Genomic DNA, 16,307 nt, shown 5'->3' with positions numbered 1-16,307 from the left:
GGCGGGAAACAGTCCATTGCCAATTTCGTGCTGGCGATAATGCCGTCTTATCCTACATCTTGGGGATATCACGTTGGATAAGGGTTGATGGTCTGGCGCAATGCCGACCCCATCAACCACCATGACCCAAATCAGGAAGGATAACAATCAGATGGCTGATCTGTCCGCATTTGACATCACCAAACGCTGGCCGGCGAAGAACCCCGATATATTGCAGCTTTATTCCCTGCCGACGCCAAACGGGGTCAAGGTTTCGATCATGCTGGAAGAAACCGGCATCGATTACGAGCCGCATTTCATTGATATTGGCAAGGACGAAACCTGGACGCCGGAATTCCTTTCGCTGAACCCGAATGGCAAAATCCCGGCAATCATTGACCCGAACGGGCCGGGGGACGCGCCGGTTGGCCTGTTTGAATCGGGCGCAATCCTTTTGTATCTGGCAGAAAAAACCGGAAAATTCCTGCCGTCTGATCCGATTGCCCGGATCGAAACCATCCAGTGGGTGTTTTTCCAGATGGCGGCAATTGGGCCGATGTTTGGCCAGCTTGGCTTCTTCCACAAATTTGCCGGGCGCGAGTATGAGGATAAACGCCCACGGGATCGGTATGTTGGGGAATCCAAACGTCTGCTGGGTGTTCTGGAAACGCGTCTTGCCGGGCGTGACTGGATCATGGGTGATGAATATACCATTGCCGATATCGCCACCCTTGGCTGGGTGCGCAACCTGGTCGGTTTCTATGATGCCGGGGCACTGGTGGATTATGACAGCCTGAAAAACGTTCCGGCATGGCTTGAGCGCGGGCTTGCGCGTCCGGCGGTCAAGCGTGGTCTGGAAATTCCGGCGCGTCCTTAATCCTGCCCGCCGGATGAAAAATCTGACCAGACGGTCAGAAATGCTTTTCATCCGGTCGGGCTGGGATTAACACATGGGGGTAATCCAGTATTCGTCCCACGTTTCAAGCGAGCCCACCCATGACCACCTCGACCACCAGCCGTATCAAGGACCCGGCACTTGCCGCCAATATCACCGACGAAACCCTTGCCTGGCGCGAGGTGATCTGCCCGGTGACCGCCAAATACGGCAATTACGTTGCCAAACGCGACCTGCGTGACAAAACCATCGTCAGTTTCCAGCACGTTCTTGAAGACACCATTCCGACCCTGCTGCCGTTTGTCAAAGCAGGTGCCAAGGTCAAGGTCGGTGCGTGTAACCCCGATAGCACCGACGATGTTGCGGCGGCCTATCTGGCGGCGAACGGGGTCGAGGTCCATGCCTTTTCCGGCATGACGCCCGATGAATATGCCAAAAGCATCGATATCCTGTCTGATAGCCCGGCCGATATCATCGCCGACATGGGCGGGGAGCTGATCGAGGCGTTTGTGAAAAAGGGCCATAAGGTCGATGGGGCGCTTGAAGCGACCACGACGGGCGTTCATCGCGTTGAAAAGCTTGATTTCACCTTCCCTGTCTTTAACTGGAACGATATTGCGATCAAGGATCGCCTGCATAACCGCCATCACGTGGCACAGGAAATGTGGCCGGTCTTTTCCAATGTGACTGGTCTGGCGTTATATGGCCGTTCGGTTCTTGTGATCGGTTTTGGTCCGGTCGGGCGCGGCGTTGCCGAACGGGCGCGCAATCTGGGGGCGGTGGTTTGCGTGGCCGAACGCAATCCGGTCCGTGCGCTTGAGGCCCAGCATCACGGTTGCCGGGTGGTTGGCCTTGAAGACGGGCTTCGGGAATGTGCGATTGTCGTCACCGCCACCGGATTTTCCGGCATTCTTGGTGCGGATCAGATCAAGCTGGCGCGTCGTGGTGCCATTCTGGTCAATGTCGGGCATTCCAATACCGAAATCGATGTCAAATGGCTTGATACGCAGGAACGCACCCGCATGCGCCGCTATATCGAACGTTTCACGCTTGATGATGGCAAGGAAGTTTACCTTCTGAACCGTGGCAGCCTTTTGAACCTCGCACCGGGCATGGGCGGTTCGGGCAAGGACCTGTTTGATCCGTTTTCCGCCATTCTGATCCGCGGGATCGACTGGCTGGCATCGGGTGGGGCATCGTCGTTCAAACCGGGATTTTATGATTATCCGGCGGATGTCGAACGCGAAATTGCCGAGGCGGTTTTACGGTCGCATAGCTGATTTCGGGTTCATCAAATGCAAAACACCCCGGCATGTGACCGGGGTGTTTTTGTACGTGGGCTGATGTGAATTTCTCTCAGGGTATGCAATCAGATTGGGTAATCTTGTAGGTCTCAATGATCCTACCGCCGGGAGCGCGGTATATCATCTCAATTGTGCCGCCACGAGCGATGTCAGGGCCGAACATCTCAGGTGCGCATTGCATTGTCGCCAAGGTAAGTTTGAAATCCGGTCTGAAGCTGAAAATGTCTTGCTCCACATCGTAGGTAATACGAAGCGTCTCGCCCTGAGCCTCTATCTTGCTCAATATGGTTAATTCATCAATCCGGACAGGTAATTCCGCGCCACTTAGTTTGGCCTCCGTAGCAAATCTCTCTTCAACCGTTTGTGCGTTGGCAATTAGACTGACCAGCACTTCGCTATCGTTCGGATCGTAATACCCCTTGTACTCGACGGCCTTGTCGATGCCTTGCGAAAGCGCGAGCACGACAATTGCTCCAATTACCAGTATCGGGTCGGGAAAGAGGCGTGACAGTTTGCTTCGTACTTTATCTGGATCATAGGCGGAGGTTGCGCCTCCTTTGAATATTAGCCAGAGGTTAGCTAGTGGGACGAAACCCAACCAAGCGTTTGAGGTCTGCCCGCAGATATGGCGCGAACGCGCAGCTGAGGCATAGTAAATAGCTGCGCCAAATAGCGCGAAAGACCCCATTCCTACTATTATCAAGATTGAGAGTAGGCCTGCATCAGCAGCTGCTGGCGTCAGTGCCCAGAGAAACTGTGAAATGGTCAATGCAAGGCCTGACAAAGCAATGAACCAAAGATACTCCACACGCCTATATGTGATCTTCACATCAAGAAAGAATGCTGCAGCAATGCCTCCGGCGATAATCAGTACAACGTTAATTCCGATCAGCGTGGCCTCGTCCTGAAGAAGTAGAGATATGAAAAGCTGATCCATGAAGGCTCCGGAAGTATTTCGCCGCAATGTTGCGGGCCTTGGAGTAAAGTTGTCCGACCCGCATCTTGAAGATCAAGCGCGATATCCTATGCGCAGATTGCCCCATTGTTCGCCATTCACGACAATCGGGATGTCGCATTCCTTCATGAACACGACTTCCGATCCCATGTCGCGGAAATAGGTTTGCAACAGTTTGGGTTTGGTATTGCGCGCAGCCATCAGGCCGGCCCGGTCATCAAAGATACGGCGGTTGCGGCAATTGCCCATATTCCATGCCGGTTCACCGGGGCGCTGTGGCTGGCTGTAGACCTTGTTATGGGTCGGCAGGAAGCCGTTGATATCCACCCCGGCGGCAAACACGATATGTTTGTCCTTTTGCAGGATTTCTTCCTGTAACGGGGTGAAATGCCGGTCGGTAAAGGGGATATAGGGCGTCATGAACTGTATCGGGTCGGTGCCGTCAATCGGTTCATAGCGGGGACGGAACAGATCTTCTTTCCTGATCTCGCCATTGCGGATGCCGTTTTCCAGTACCTTTGCCAGTTGGGCCGCCAAGGGTGCGCCCAGTTCGGCGATCTTGTTGTCGTGATCGCGGGTTTTTTGCAAAAGCCCCATGATCGTGCGGTTGGCTTCTTCGTCCAGTTCGGTGAACTGGACATGCGATCCCAGATTTGAAACTGCCTTCAGGATGCCGTGCAGACGGGTGTTGCCATCAAGCAGGATTGACACCGGTTTGCCATTGTCTTGATCGCTGGCCTTGATCCGCGCCAGAAGACCGGCCACCGACATATCGGCGGTAACGCCCTTGCGTTTGTCGCCATTGCCGAAATCCATTTCGATATCAACGGCAATCGGAACGCGTTCCTGATTGCGGCGGTTGCTGGTATCCGCCGAACGCAGAACAACGCGGAACCGGTTTTCCATCTCGTTGATATCCTTGCGGATATTCGATGCCAGAATGCGCAGGTTTTCCGATGTCTTGCTGGCGTTGTGTGATCTTTCGCTGGCCAGTGCGATGTCGCTGGAAATGCCCTGCATGTGGGTGGACACTTCCTGCGCGCTGGTTGAAATCTCGCTGATGGCGGCGGTCTGCTGCTGAACCGATGAGGCGATATCCGATGAAAGCTGGCTGACTTCGTCAATCGCGCCGCCAATGCCTTCGATCGCGCCGACGGCTTCGGATGTGGCGTCCTGAATGGCGGTGATCTGGGCGTTGATGTCGGAAATGGCTTTTTCGGTTTGCGATGCAAGGTTCTTGACCTCGTTGGCAACAACCGCAAAGCCCTTGCCGGCATCGCCGGCACGGGCGGCTTCGATGGTGGCGTTAAGCGCCAGCATCTTGGTCTGATCGGAAATGCGTTTGACGATGTCGACGACCTTGCCGATCTCGCTTGCGGTGTCTGACAGGCTGTTCATCGTGACCGATGTTTCCTGGGCGCGGGTCACGGCCTGACTGGCGATGTCGTTGGTCTTGTGGATGCGGTCGGCAATTTCCTCGCTCGATGCCTGCAATTCCTCGGTCGCGGAGGCGACGGTGGAAACATTGTTGCTGGCAATGGCGGTGGTCGATGTGATCCGTTCGACCAGTTCCGACAGATCATGCGCATCGGATGCCATTGTTTGCGCGACATCATTGGTGCGTCCGGCCTGAAATCCGACTTCGGCGATCATGTTATCGGTTTCGCGTTCGATGATTTCGGACATCGACTGGATTTCCGATGCCGAACGGTTCTGTGCCGATTTGCGTTCGGACCTTGCCATCAGGCAGGCCATATCGCCCATCAGCACCGAACGGCAGGCATCCAGCACGCCGGGATCGCGGCGGCCGCGTCCCTCGGATGCGGCCAGTCTGGCAAAGTTTTCGATTGTGTTGTGGTAGGCCTGGACAATGCGGCTGGCCGGGATGCCGGCAATGGCGTCGGCCAGAATGTGATCGTCAAAGCAGGCATCAAAATCCGATCCGCTTGTTGCGGCCATCAATGTGCGCAGGCGATTGGCCAGTGCGCTGACATGGGCTTTCGGATCGTTCGGATCACTGCTGTTCTGACCTGTGCCAAACAGCCCGGCCAGAAGGCTTTCGGCGAGCTTGTCGGCATGTTTGTCAAAAATCTCGCGCGCAGCATTTGCACGCGTGAAAATTGTATTTTCCGGCGATGCAGACGCGTGATTCATGTAAACGTCTCTCCCTTTTTCCCCTTCGGCGCATCAGGCCGTGCAGGCTTCGATTTTTCGATTTTTTTTACCTGTTGATTAAGGTCATGTTACCACCGCAAGGCAGGTATACAGATATCATACTTTAGGTTGATACAAGAAAGAGGCCCGTCAAGGTTGACGGGCCAAGTTTGCCCAAGTTTTTCACAGGGGCCACGGTTCGCTGGAAAGGGAACACAAAGGCAAGCGGTTGCTGATGTCTTTTAACGCCCCAAAAGGCCGCGGGTAACAACCTGCGCCTGAATTTCGGCCGCCCCTTCGAAAATGTTCAGGATGCGGGCATCGCACAGAACCCGGCTGATCTGGTATTCAAGCGCGTAACCATTGCCACCATGGATCTGAAGCGCGTTATCGGCGTTCGACCACGCAACGCGTGCGCCCAGAAGCTTTGCCATGCCGGCCTCGATATCGCAGCGGATATCCTGATCTTTCTCGATGGCGGAAAAATAGGTGAGCTGGCGCGCGATCATGGTTTCAACCACCATCCAGGCGATTTTGCCGTAAACCCGCGGGAAGCTGTAAAGCGGATTGGAAAACTGGATGCGGTCCTGTGCGTAGCGCATCCCGATTTCAAGCGCATTCTGGGCGACGCCCACCGCACGGGCGGCGGTCTGGATGCGGGCGGATTCAAAGGTCGCCATCAATTGTTTGAAGCCCTGGCCCTCATCCCCGCCCAGAAGGTTTTCGGCGGGGACTTCGAACCCGTCAAAGGACAGTTCGTATTCCTTCATGCCGCGATAGCCAAGTACCTCGATCTCGCCGCCGGTCATGCCCTTGGCCGGGAACGGATCATTTTCCGTGCCGCGCGGCTTTTCGGCAAGCAGCATCGATAGCCCGCGATATCCGGTTTCATCGGGGTTGGTGCGCGCCAGAAGGGTCATCAGGTCGGAACGCGCCGCATGGGTGATCCATGTCTTGTTTCCGGTCACCTTATAGGTATCGCCATCCTTGGTCGCGCGCGTGCGCAGATGCGCCAGATCCGATCCGTTATTGGGTTCGGTAAAGACCGCCGTTGGCAGGATTTCACCCGATGCCAGTTTCGGCAGGTAATGTTCCTTTTGCGCATCCGTCCCGCCAAGGCGGATCAGTTCGGCGGCAATTTCGGACCGGGTGCCAAGCGAGCCCACCCCGATATAGCCGCGCGAGAGTTCCTCGGTCACGACGCACATCGCGGTTTTACCCATGCCAAGCCCGCCGAATTCTTCGGGGATGGTCAGGCCGAAAACGCCCAGTTCGGACATCTCGTTGACAATTTCAATCGGGATCAGTTCGTCGCGTTCGTGCCAGCCATGCGCGTGCGGGCTGACCTTTTCATCGACAAAGCGCCGGAACTGGTCACGGACCAGATCAAGGGTTTCGTCTTCAAGTCCGGTTTCACCGAACCGACCGGTATCAAGACTGTCCTTGATCTGATCGGCAATGGCGCGCCGGGTGGCGTCGCTGTTGCCCATGCCCGTTAGGGTCGCAACCGCGCGGCTGTCGCCAAGGGCGGCAATCACATCGCCCGGAACGCCAAGGGTTGAAAGACGGATAAATTCGCCCTGCGACATCGCAATGCCGCCCTGAATCTGTGCGAGATATTCGCCAAAGGCCGCCTGAAGGATCAATTGTTCAAGTGTTCCGAACTTGCCCTGTGCCGTAAGCCGATCAGCCCATGCCTTCATCTGCCTGAGTGCAGTGACATAGGTTGAAAACCACGCAAAGCCGTGGGCGGCATACTGGTTTTCATCCAGTGCGCGAGCATCGATTTTGCCATCGACCGTCACAGCGTCGCGCATTGCGGTTTCGGCGGCCTGATGCACCGGGGCAAGGGCCACCAGCGCATCATCGCAAAGCCGGGTCAGTTCGGGCAGCAGGGCATTATCGGTCATCTGTCTGATCCTCGGGTTCGGTCCATCTGGTGCATGAAGCAGACTATCATTTTTGTCCTGCCGGTTCGGCGGGAATTGAAAAGTGGCAGCCCCGATGCGGATCGGGCGAGAACGCATCAGGGCCACCAACGGTCAGTCGACGCTTTATGTGGGCTTAGGCGTCGACTGCTTCTTCAAGGGTGCGCATGCCCGGGCGTTTGGCCTGAACCAGAACGGCCATGTTTCCGGGTTTGTGTTCGTTGCGCATCATTTTCATATGTGCGCGCGGAATATCGTCCCAGCCAAGCACTTCGGACATGCTGGGATCAATGCGCCGTTCAATTACCAGCTTGTTGGCCTGGGCCGCCTGTTTGAGGTTGGCGAAGTGGCTGCCCTGAATGCGTTTCTGGCGCATCCAGACAAAGCGGGCATCGAAGGTGAGGTTAAAGCCCGTCGTCCCGGCGCAGAACACGACCATCCCGCCGCGCTTGACCACGTTGCACGATACGGGGAATGTCTGTTCGCCCGGATGTTCAAAGACGATATCGACGTCATTGCCCTTGCCGGTGATGTCCCAGATCGCCTTGCCGAATTTGCGGACTTCTTTCATATAGTCGCCAAATTCCGGGCCGTTTACGGTTGGCAACTGGCCCCAGCAATTGAAATCCTTGCGGTTGATCACCGCCTTGGCGCCAAGGCCCAGCACGAAATCGCGTTTGCTTTCATCCGAAATCACGCCAATCGCATTGGCACCTGCGGTGGTGATCAACTGGATCGCCATCGATCCAAGGCCACCCGAGGCCCCCCATACCAGAACATTATGGCCGGGGCGCAGGATATGCGGGCGATGGCCAAACAGCATGCGGTAGGCGGTGGCAAGGGTCAGCGTGTAACACGCACTTTCTTCCCATGTCAGGTGTTTGGGCCGTGGCATGAGCTGCTGTGCCTGCACACAGGTGAACTGGGCAAACGATCCGTCCGGTGTTTCATAGCCCCAGATGCGCTGGGTGGGGGAGAGCATCGGGTCACCGCCGTTGCATTCCTCGTCATCGCCGTCATCCTGATTGCAGTGGATGACGACTTCATCCCCGACTTTCCAGCGCGTGACCTTTGACCCAACCGCCCAGACAATGCCCGACGCATCCGACCCCGCGATATGATAGGGCAGGTCATGCACGTCAAAGACCGAGATCGGTTTGCCAAGTGACGCCCACACACCGTTGTAATTCACACCCGCCGCCATCACGAGGACAAGAACCTCGTGGCTGTCGGGCTGGATTACGGGCAGGACTTCGCATTGCATGGCGGTATCAGGTTCCCCGTGACGTTCGCGGCGGATGGCCCAGCCATACATATTTTTCGGCACATGACCCAGCGGCGGGATTTCGCCGATTTCATACAGGTCTTTTTCTTCATGACCACCACGGAACGGCAGAACTTCAGCAGTCGTATTCATGGCCTTCACTCCTTGTTCGGGGTCGATCCGGGATGCGCTGTAAATGAGTGGTAATAAAATTACCTTGTGTTGCGCTGCGGTCGACGAATCCTCCAAGCCACGGATTTTGTGATATTTTCCCTGAAATACACCGGTTTCCCTTGGTTTTGGGCCAGGTTCCCCGAATGCTTTCTTAGTTTTCGCTTTTATCGCGTTGCACAAATTGTTATATAATTATCCAATCGATGTCTAGTGGGTAATTTAATAACGTTTCTTTGTAATAAACAAAAAGCTTTTGGGTAATAAAGATACGCGAGGTCGGCATGTCGATGGAAAATCAACGCAGTGCAGCAAAGTCGGAACGCGATCGCCCGTGGCTGATCCGGACTTATGCCGGGCACAGTTCGGCCAGTGCATCGAACGCGCTGTACCGTCAGAATCTGGCAAAGGGGCAGACGGGGCTTTCGGTCGCGTTCGATCTGCCGACCCAGACCGGTTACGATTCGGACCATGTTCTGGCACGCGGCGAGGTCGGCAAGGTCGGCGTGCCGGTATCGCATCTGGGCGACATGATGACCCTGTTTGACGGCATTCCGCTTGATCAGATGAACACATCGATGACGATCAACGCGCCGGCGGCATGGCTTTTGTCGTTATATATTGCCGTTGCCGAAAAACAGGGAACGCCGCGCGACAGCCTGCAGGGGACGACCCAGAACGACATCATCAAGGAATATCTTTCGCGCGGGACTTATATCTTTCCGCCGGCACCCAGCCTGAAACTGATTACCGATGTTGCGGCCTTTACCTATCGCGAGGTCCCGAAATGGAACCCGATGAATGTGTGCTCGTACCATTTGCAGGAAGCCGGGGCGACCGCCGAACAGGAACTGGCCTATGCGCTGGCAACCGCGATTGCCGTGCTTGATGCCGTCAAGGCATCCGGTCAGGTGCCCGAAGAAGATTTTGCCAGGGTCGTCGGGCGGATTTCATTTTTTGTGAATGCCGGCATCCGGTTTGTGACCGAGATTTGCAAGATGCGGGCATTTTGCGAATTGTGGAATGAAATCACGCGCGACCGTTATGGCATTGCAGATGAAAAATATCGTCGGTTCCGCTATGGCGTGCAGGTCAATTCGCTTGGGCTGACCGAACAGCAGCCTGAAAACAATGTGTATCGCATCCTGATCGAAATGCTGGCGGTGGTGCTGTCGAAAAATGCCCGCGCGCGTGCCGTGCAGCTTCCGGCCTGGAACGAGGCCCTTGGTCTGCCGCGCCCGTGGGATCAGCAATGGTCGCTGCGCCTGCAACAGATCATGGCCTATGAAACCGACCTTCTGGAATATGACGACCTGTTTGACGGCAATCCGGCGATTGAACGCAAGGTCGGATTGCTGAAGGAAGGGGCGCGTGCGGAACTGGCGAAAATCGAGGCGATGGGCGGGGCGATTGCGGCGGTGGACCGCGGCTATATGAAGCAGGAACTGGTGCGGTCCAATGCGCGCCGTCTGGCCGATATCGAAACCGGGCTGACCAAGGTGATCGGGGTGAATGCCTATACCGAAACCGAACCCTCGCCGCTGACATCGGGGGAAAAATCGATCCTGACAGTCGATGACATGGCCGAACAGGAACAGATCGAAAAGCTGAAGCAATGGCGATCCGGCCGGGATCAGGCCGCAGTTGCCAGAAGCCTTGCCGATCTTGAGGCCGCCGCCCGCGAAGACCGCAACATCATGGAAAGTTCGATTGCCTGCGCCCATGCCGGGGTCACGACCGGGGAATGGTCCGAAACGCTGCGGCAGGTGTTTGGCGAATATCGTGCGCCGACCGGCATCACATCGATGATCGTGACCGGCGGGGAAGACGACATCAAAAAACTGCGAAGCCGGGTGGATGAAGTTTCCGAAAAGCTTGGTGAACGGATGAAGATGCTGGTCGGCAAGCCGGGGCTGGATGGTCATTCCAACGGGGCCGAACAGATTGCGGTCAAGGCGGGCGATGCCGGGATCGAGGTGCTTTATGACGGCATTCGCTGGACGCCCGATGAACTGGTACGCAACGCCATCGAGCAAGGCGCGCATGTGATCGGTCTTTCGATCCTGTCGGGGTCGCATGTGCCGTTGGTGCGCGAAGTCGTCAATGGTCTGCGCGCCCACGGGGCGGGGCATATTCCCGTCGTCGTTGGTGGCATCATCCCGGATGCGGATATGCTTGTTCTGCGCCAGATGGGGGTCTCGGCGGTCTATACGCCAAAGGATTACCAACTGGTCCGGGTGATTTCCGAAATTGTCGATCTGGTGGATCGCAAATCAACAGAACATCCGGCCCAGCGTAATGTCGAGGGCAATTCGGAAGGGGCGGGAACCGCGATCTATTGATTGCGGTGGGTTCGGCTTCAGGTTGTGGCCGATGACGGGCTGATCAGGATGGGCCAGGTCGACATTGCCGCCTCGGCAACGGCGATCAGTTCGTCGCGGGTTGCGCCATCGCGTGCCTGGATCGACATGCCATGCTGCACGGTTGCGTAATAGTTCGCCATTTTATCGATATTCGTACCGCGCGGGATATCGCCGCGATCCAAGCCTGCTTCATACAGGTTTTTCAGGATTTCCGTCACCTTGCGGCGATGGGCGCGCAGGGTCTGATTGACCGTGGCATGGTTTGATTCCGCCTGTGGTGCGGCCAGAACAACCAGACAGCCATGCGGTGTATCATCGCGGGTAAAGGCATTGGCGGACGCGATCAGAACATGCTGCGTCGCCTCCCTTGCCAGTTTGAAACGGTCCAGATTTCCCCAGATCGATGCGCCATAGTGTTTGGCGTAATGTGTGATGACCTCGTCAAACAACGTTTCCTTGCTGCCAAAGGCGGCATAGATGCTGGGCGGGCTGAGTGTCATGGCCGTGCTCAGATCGGCCATGGATGTATTGTCATATCCCCGTTCCCAGAACAGGGCCAAGGCCTTGTTCAATGCGTCGTCCCGGTCGAATGCGCGTGGTCTTCCGCGTGGCGCCATCTTCTGCTCACCTATTTATGTAACGATCATTAAATAAATCACTTGACGGATAAATGCAAGCCTGTCACGAATTATGTAGTGATCGTTACATAAATGGAGTTCATCATGCAGAACCTTGCAGGAAAGGTCGCCTTCGTTACCGGCGGCAGCCGTGGAATCGGTGCAGCCATCGCAAAACGTCTGGCGCGTGAAGGTGCCAAGGTCGCCATCACCTATGTCAGTGCGCCGGACCGCGCCCGTGATGTGGTTGGTGAAATTGAGGCGGCGGGCGGTGTGGCATTGGCTCTTAAGGCCGATAACCGCAAGCCCGACGAGATCGAGACTGCGATCAACGAAGCTGCCGCGAAATTCGGCAAGATCGACATTCTGGTCAATAATGCAGGAATCGCTGAATTCGGCCCAATCTCCGAATTGACGCTTGACCAGTTTGATCGAACGATAAGTGTCAATGTCCGTTCGGTGTTTGTCGCAGTCAAAGCAGTTCTGGCACATATGCCGGATGGTGGGCGGATTATTACGACAGGTACGGCTTTTGCTCTGCGCGCGCCCATGCAGGGCATCAGCATTTACACCTTGTCGAAAACAGCTTTGGTTGGTTTTACACGCAGCTTGGCACATGATCTTGGTGGCCGCGGAATTACCGTCAACATGCTCCATCCCGGATCGACCGACACAGATATGAACCCGGCGGATGGTGAGATGGCCGATGGGCAGCGTGGAATGATGGCAATCCCACAATACAGTAAGGCTGAAGATACAGCAGGACTGGTTGCCTGGCTGGCCGGGCCAGAAGCACGGGTAACGACCGGCGCGGAATTCACAGTTGATAGCGGGTTCAGCGCCTGACCGCACGATATATGATTTCGCAACAGCGTCACGGTCAGGACTTTGTTTCTGGCCGTGACGTATTATGCATGTGGCCTAATTGATCGATAGCGCCAGTATCTGGCTGATCTGGGTCAGGGGGCGACCGGTTTCGCCGTGCCATTGGTCAATGGCGTGCTGAACGGCGGTAAAATCCCTGCCCGATGATGGCATTTTCGACACCACGCCTTCACGACCAAGTGCTGCAAGGACGTCGTTGGAAAAGACCAGCGTATCAACCCCCATCCGGCGCAGGAAAACCTGCCCGGTTTTACCGCCAAGGCGCGATCCGCCTTTGTGAAGCTTGCGCAAATTGTCGCAATAATCAGCAATCCGCCAATCGGCAAACCATGCACCGACCGATCCGTGGGTATCTTCGATCTGGCACAGGAAATGGGCGTTGGGGCCGACCGATCTGATTTTCGGGGCGTGTGCGACAAGGCCATCGGTTGCCATCAGGCGGTCGATATCCTCGTCATGCATCATCGACCAGCGGCCGATATCGAATCCGTCATAGGCGGCCTCAAAATTCGGCCATTTGTTTTCGATGACTTTCCAGCTAAACCCCGCTTGAAACACGCACATGGTCATGGCGGACAGCCATCTGTCCGAGGGGATTTTCCGGATTTCATCAGGGGTTTTGGGGGTGATCAGCCGGGCAGTGATGGCATCCATGCCACCCTTGAGGGCTGCGGTATCCGCAATGATGTCGGAAAACGGACGTAACGCCATGCCGGATGCCCCTGATCAGTTTTTGGCGGCAACCCGTGCCGGTTCACGACCGTGGCGTTCAATCACCCAGCTTTCGAATGTGGCCGCGGGCAACGGTTTGGAAAACAGGAAGCCCTGAATGAAGTCGCAACCCTTGTCGCGCAGATATTCGTGCTGTTCGACTTCTTCCACACCTTCGGCGACGACTTCAAGATTAAGACTGTGACCCAATCCGATCACCGCATCGACAATCGCCTTGTCATCCATATCGACATGGATGTCGTTGACAAACGACCGGTCGATCTTGATCGACGAAACCGGGAAACGTTTCAGATAGTTCAGCGATGAATAACCGGTACCGAAATCGTCAATCGCGATCCGCACGCCAAGGGCCTTGAGCTCGTTTAAGGTCGAAACGGCTTTTTCCGGGTTGTTCATCAGGATCGATTCGGTGATTTCAAGTTCCAGCGTGCCGTCGGGCAGGAGGGTCTGATCCATGATCTGGGTGACGGAACTGACCAGTTCGGCATCCTGGAACTGGGCCGGGGACAGATTTACCGCAATCCGAAGACCCGGCAATGTGGTTTCGCGCCAGATTTGCGTCTGTTTGCAGGCCTTGTTCAGAACCCATGCACCCAGACGGTTGATCAGGCCGCATTCCTCGGCCACCGAAATGAATTCGCCGGGCAGGATCATGCCGCGATCCGGGTGATGCCAGCGCACCAGTGCCTCCGCCCCGACAACCCGCTCGGTACGGCAATCGATTTTCGGCTGATAGTACAGTTCAAGCTGATCATATTCGAGCGCGTTGCGCAGATCTTCCTCGATGGTTTTGCGTTCCTTGACCCGTTCATGCATCGAGGGCAGGAAGAACCGGTAATTGTTGCGGCCTTCGGCCTTGGCGGCATACATTGCCATATCGGCGTTTTTGACCAGCTGTTCGGGGTTTTCGCCGTCTTCGGGGAACAGAGTGATGCCGACACTGGCCGTGGAATGCAGGCGAATGCCACGGCAATCGAACGGCTGGCAAAGTTCATCGATGATGCGCTGGGCAAGGGCGATGGTGTCTTCGATATTCTGCACATCGGTCTGGATGATGGCGAATTCATCGCCGCCAAGGCGCGCGGCGGTATCGGAATCACGGATGATGCGCGACAGGCGCTGCCCCATTTCCTGGATCATCAGATCGCCGACATCATGGCCAAAGTGATCGTTGATATCCTTGAACCGGTCCAGATCGACAAACAGCACCGTGACCCCGCGCTGGAACCGGCGGGCGGACAGCAATGCCTGGCGCAGGCGATCCAGGAACAGGGTGCGGTTCGGCAGGCTGGTCAGCACGTCATGGACGGCCAGATGGCGCATGCGGGCTTCGGTCTGTTTGCGTTCGGTAATGTCGGTATAGGTCGCGACATAACCGCCGCCGGGCATCGGGTTGTGGTCAACCTGAACCACGCGGCCATTCGGGCGGGTGCGTTCCATGCGATAGGGTTCGCGGCGGCGTGCAATCGCGACACGGTCGGAAATCAGTGCCTGAATGCTGACATCGCCATATTCGCCGCGTTCGGCATTATAACGCAGAATATCGGAAAGCGGGGTGCCTTCCTTGACCAGATCGCGCGGCAGGTTCAGCAATTCGATATAGCGTTCGTTCCAGACCATCAGGTTCAGGTCCTGATCGAACAGGCATATCCCCTGACCGATATTGTGAAGGGTTGCTTCCAGAAGCGCCTGTTTGCGCTGGGCCTCTTCCTGTGCCTGACCCTGAAGGGTCACCATTTCATTATATTCGCGGATCAGAAGACCCAGTTCGTCCGCACTGTTCCATTCCACCGGGCGGCGCAGACGGCCATGTTTGGTCATGCGGATGGAATGCAAAAGCCGGTTGAGCGGTTCCTTGATCGACCGTCTGTTGGCGATCAGAAGGCTGGCGGCGACAACTGAAATCAGCAAGCCGAACAGGATCATGTCGATCACCATCCGGCGGAACAGCAAATCCTGAACGCGTGCTTCCGTGAAGTAAATGACAAGTTCGCCGACGTCATGGCGCACATTGTTGCGTTCAAAGAACACGCGTCGCGATAGACGCAGGGTGTCGTTAAGCTCGGATTGCGAGATGCCGGTATGGGCAAATTCGGTACCGTCAGCGCCCAGGGCCTGCACGGCGACAATATCGCGATCCCGGCTCATGGCGTTCAGGGCTGATTCGATATTGTCGACATCAAGATACCAGAAAGGTGTCGCCAGAACGCGGGCGTTGATATCGGCAGTCTGTTCGATTTTTTCGTTCAGATCGTCACGCAGAACCGTGTAGCTGACGTATCCGAAGACAACGAACAGGGCGAGGGAGAACAGGGAAACCAGCGGCAGCGCGATAAAAAGCAATCGGCTGCTAAGCGACTTCCGTTGTAAAAAGCCGTACGATCCGCGCGACAAGCGTATTTCTCCTCGGCACCCACTATCGACTAGTCAAAGGCAACCATACTCGACCTTCGGGTGGGCTCCAATACCCCTAAGACTGTCTTACTCAATCCGGAAGTCCGCCCAAAAGCAAGTTTGATTTCATTTTTTTCATATAGCGTTCACAAAAACTGTCCCGGACCATCTATTTTGGATCGAAGTCCAGCAGCTTCAAGGACTTGTTGGCCAAGTTTATTTTGGCACGGCCTGACGGGCGAGTTCGTCGCATCGCTCGTTTTCGGGGTGTCCGGCATGTCCCTTGACCCAGTGCCATTCAACCGTGTGGGGTTTCAGGGCATCAAGAAGTCGTTGCCAAAGCTCGACATTTTTGACCGGTTTTTTATCTGCAGTCTTCCATTCGCGTTTTTGCCATCCCCAAATCCACTTGGTTATTCCATCCCGGACGTAGCTGCTGTCAGTATAAATGTCGACGATGCACGGGCGTTTCAATGCCTCAAGCGCACTGATGGCGGCCATCATTTCCATGCGGTTGTTGGTGGTTTCCGGATCGCCGCCCGACATTTCCTTTTCCACACCGTTAAACCGCAGGATCGCACCCCAGCCACCGGGGCCGGGATTGCCGCTGCACGCGCCGTCTGTGTAAATCTCGACGCGTTTGCCGTCAGTTGCCGTCATATAATT

12 protein-coding genes are annotated in these 16,307 nt (G+C 56.0%); 4 read left to right on the top strand and 8 right to left on the bottom strand.

The window, feature by feature from the left end; genetic code table 11:
* Nucleotides 1-151: 151 nt before the first annotated feature.
* Nucleotides 152-856 carry a glutathione S-transferase N-terminal domain-containing protein gene (locus LG297_RS17770; protein WP_404422625.1) on the top strand — a complete coding sequence of 235 codons (705 nt, stop codon included), beginning with the start codon at nucleotides 152-154 and terminating at the stop codon, nucleotides 854-856.
* A 119-nt stretch (nucleotides 857-975) separates the two neighbouring features.
* The gene (locus tag LG297_RS17765; protein WP_404422623.1) at nucleotides 976-2,154 is read left to right on the top strand and encodes an adenosylhomocysteinase; all 1,179 of its coding nucleotides are present in this window, start codon (nucleotides 976-978) and stop codon (nucleotides 2,152-2,154) included.
* A gap of 76 nt (nucleotides 2,155-2,230) precedes the next feature.
* Here LG297_RS17765 and LG297_RS17760 read toward each other — a convergent pair whose 3' ends face one another.
* The 4 genes from LG297_RS17760 to ccrA form a co-directional block, all read right to left on the bottom strand.
* A complete protein-coding gene (locus LG297_RS17760) occupies nucleotides 2,231-3,115 on the bottom strand; it encodes a hypothetical protein (protein ID WP_404422621.1) in 885 nt (294 codons plus the stop codon).
* 72 nt (nucleotides 3,116-3,187) lie between these two features.
* Nucleotides 3,188-5,287 carry a methyl-accepting chemotaxis protein gene (locus LG297_RS17755; RefSeq protein WP_404422619.1) on the bottom strand — a complete coding sequence of 700 codons (2,100 nt, stop codon included), beginning with the start codon at nucleotides 5,285-5,287 and terminating at the stop codon, nucleotides 3,188-3,190.
* A gap of 242 nt (nucleotides 5,288-5,529) precedes the next feature.
* On the bottom strand, nucleotides 5,530-7,197 hold the full coding sequence (locus LG297_RS17750) for an acyl-CoA dehydrogenase family protein (protein WP_404422617.1): 1,668 nt from the start codon (nucleotides 7,195-7,197) through the stop codon (nucleotides 5,530-5,532).
* A 154-nt stretch (nucleotides 7,198-7,351) separates the two neighbouring features.
* Entirely contained in the window at nucleotides 7,352-8,632 is a 1,281-nt protein-coding gene (gene ccrA, locus LG297_RS17745; protein WP_062948406.1) for a crotonyl-CoA carboxylase/reductase, read from the bottom strand.
* 302 nt (nucleotides 8,633-8,934) lie between these two features.
* Between ccrA and LG297_RS17740 the strand changes: the two genes are divergently transcribed.
* The gene (locus LG297_RS17740; protein WP_404422614.1) at nucleotides 8,935-10,992 is read left to right on the top strand and encodes a protein meaA; all 2,058 of its coding nucleotides are present in this window, start codon (nucleotides 8,935-8,937) and stop codon (nucleotides 10,990-10,992) included.
* Between the two features lie 17 nt (nucleotides 10,993-11,009).
* Here the strand turns inward: LG297_RS17740 and LG297_RS17735 are convergent, their stop codons facing one another.
* Nucleotides 11,010-11,630: a TetR/AcrR family transcriptional regulator gene (locus LG297_RS17735; RefSeq protein ID WP_404422612.1), complete on the bottom strand. Its 621-nt coding sequence runs from the start codon at nucleotides 11,628-11,630 to the stop codon at nucleotides 11,010-11,012.
* Nucleotides 11,631-11,735: 105 nt separating this feature from the next.
* Here LG297_RS17735 and LG297_RS17730 point away from each other — a divergent pair, with 105 nt between their 5' ends.
* A complete protein-coding gene (locus tag LG297_RS17730) occupies nucleotides 11,736-12,476 on the top strand; it encodes an SDR family NAD(P)-dependent oxidoreductase (RefSeq protein WP_404422610.1) in 741 nt (246 codons plus the stop codon).
* Nucleotides 12,477-12,551: 75 nt separating this feature from the next.
* Here LG297_RS17730 and LG297_RS17725 read toward each other — a convergent pair whose 3' ends face one another.
* The 3 genes from LG297_RS17725 to rnhA all read right to left on the bottom strand — a co-directional run bounded on the left by LG297_RS17725 (nucleotide 12,552) and on the right by rnhA (nucleotide 16,301).
* Nucleotides 12,552-13,226 (bottom strand): DNA-3-methyladenine glycosylase I, encoded by a 675-nt coding sequence (locus tag LG297_RS17725; protein ID WP_404422608.1) that lies wholly within the window; start codon nucleotides 13,224-13,226, stop codon nucleotides 12,552-12,554.
* A 15-nt stretch (nucleotides 13,227-13,241) separates the two neighbouring features.
* Entirely contained in the window at nucleotides 13,242-15,641 is a 2,400-nt protein-coding gene (locus LG297_RS17720) for a putative bifunctional diguanylate cyclase/phosphodiesterase (RefSeq protein WP_404422606.1), read from the bottom strand.
* A gap of 216 nt (nucleotides 15,642-15,857) precedes the next feature.
* Nucleotides 15,858-16,301 carry a ribonuclease HI gene (gene rnhA, locus LG297_RS17715; RefSeq protein ID WP_404422604.1) on the bottom strand — a complete coding sequence of 148 codons (444 nt, stop codon included), beginning with the start codon at nucleotides 16,299-16,301 and terminating at the stop codon, nucleotides 15,858-15,860.
* Nucleotides 16,302-16,307 lie beyond the last annotated feature (6 nt).

Origin of the sequence: Thalassospira australica (assembly GCF_044790785.1) — a bacterium.
Classification (GTDB): domain Bacteria; phylum Pseudomonadota; class Alphaproteobacteria; order Rhodospirillales; family Thalassospiraceae; genus Thalassospira; species Thalassospira australica_A.
The sequence above is the reverse complement of the archived record's forward strand: the minus strand, read 5'-3'. Positions and strand labels throughout refer to the sequence as shown.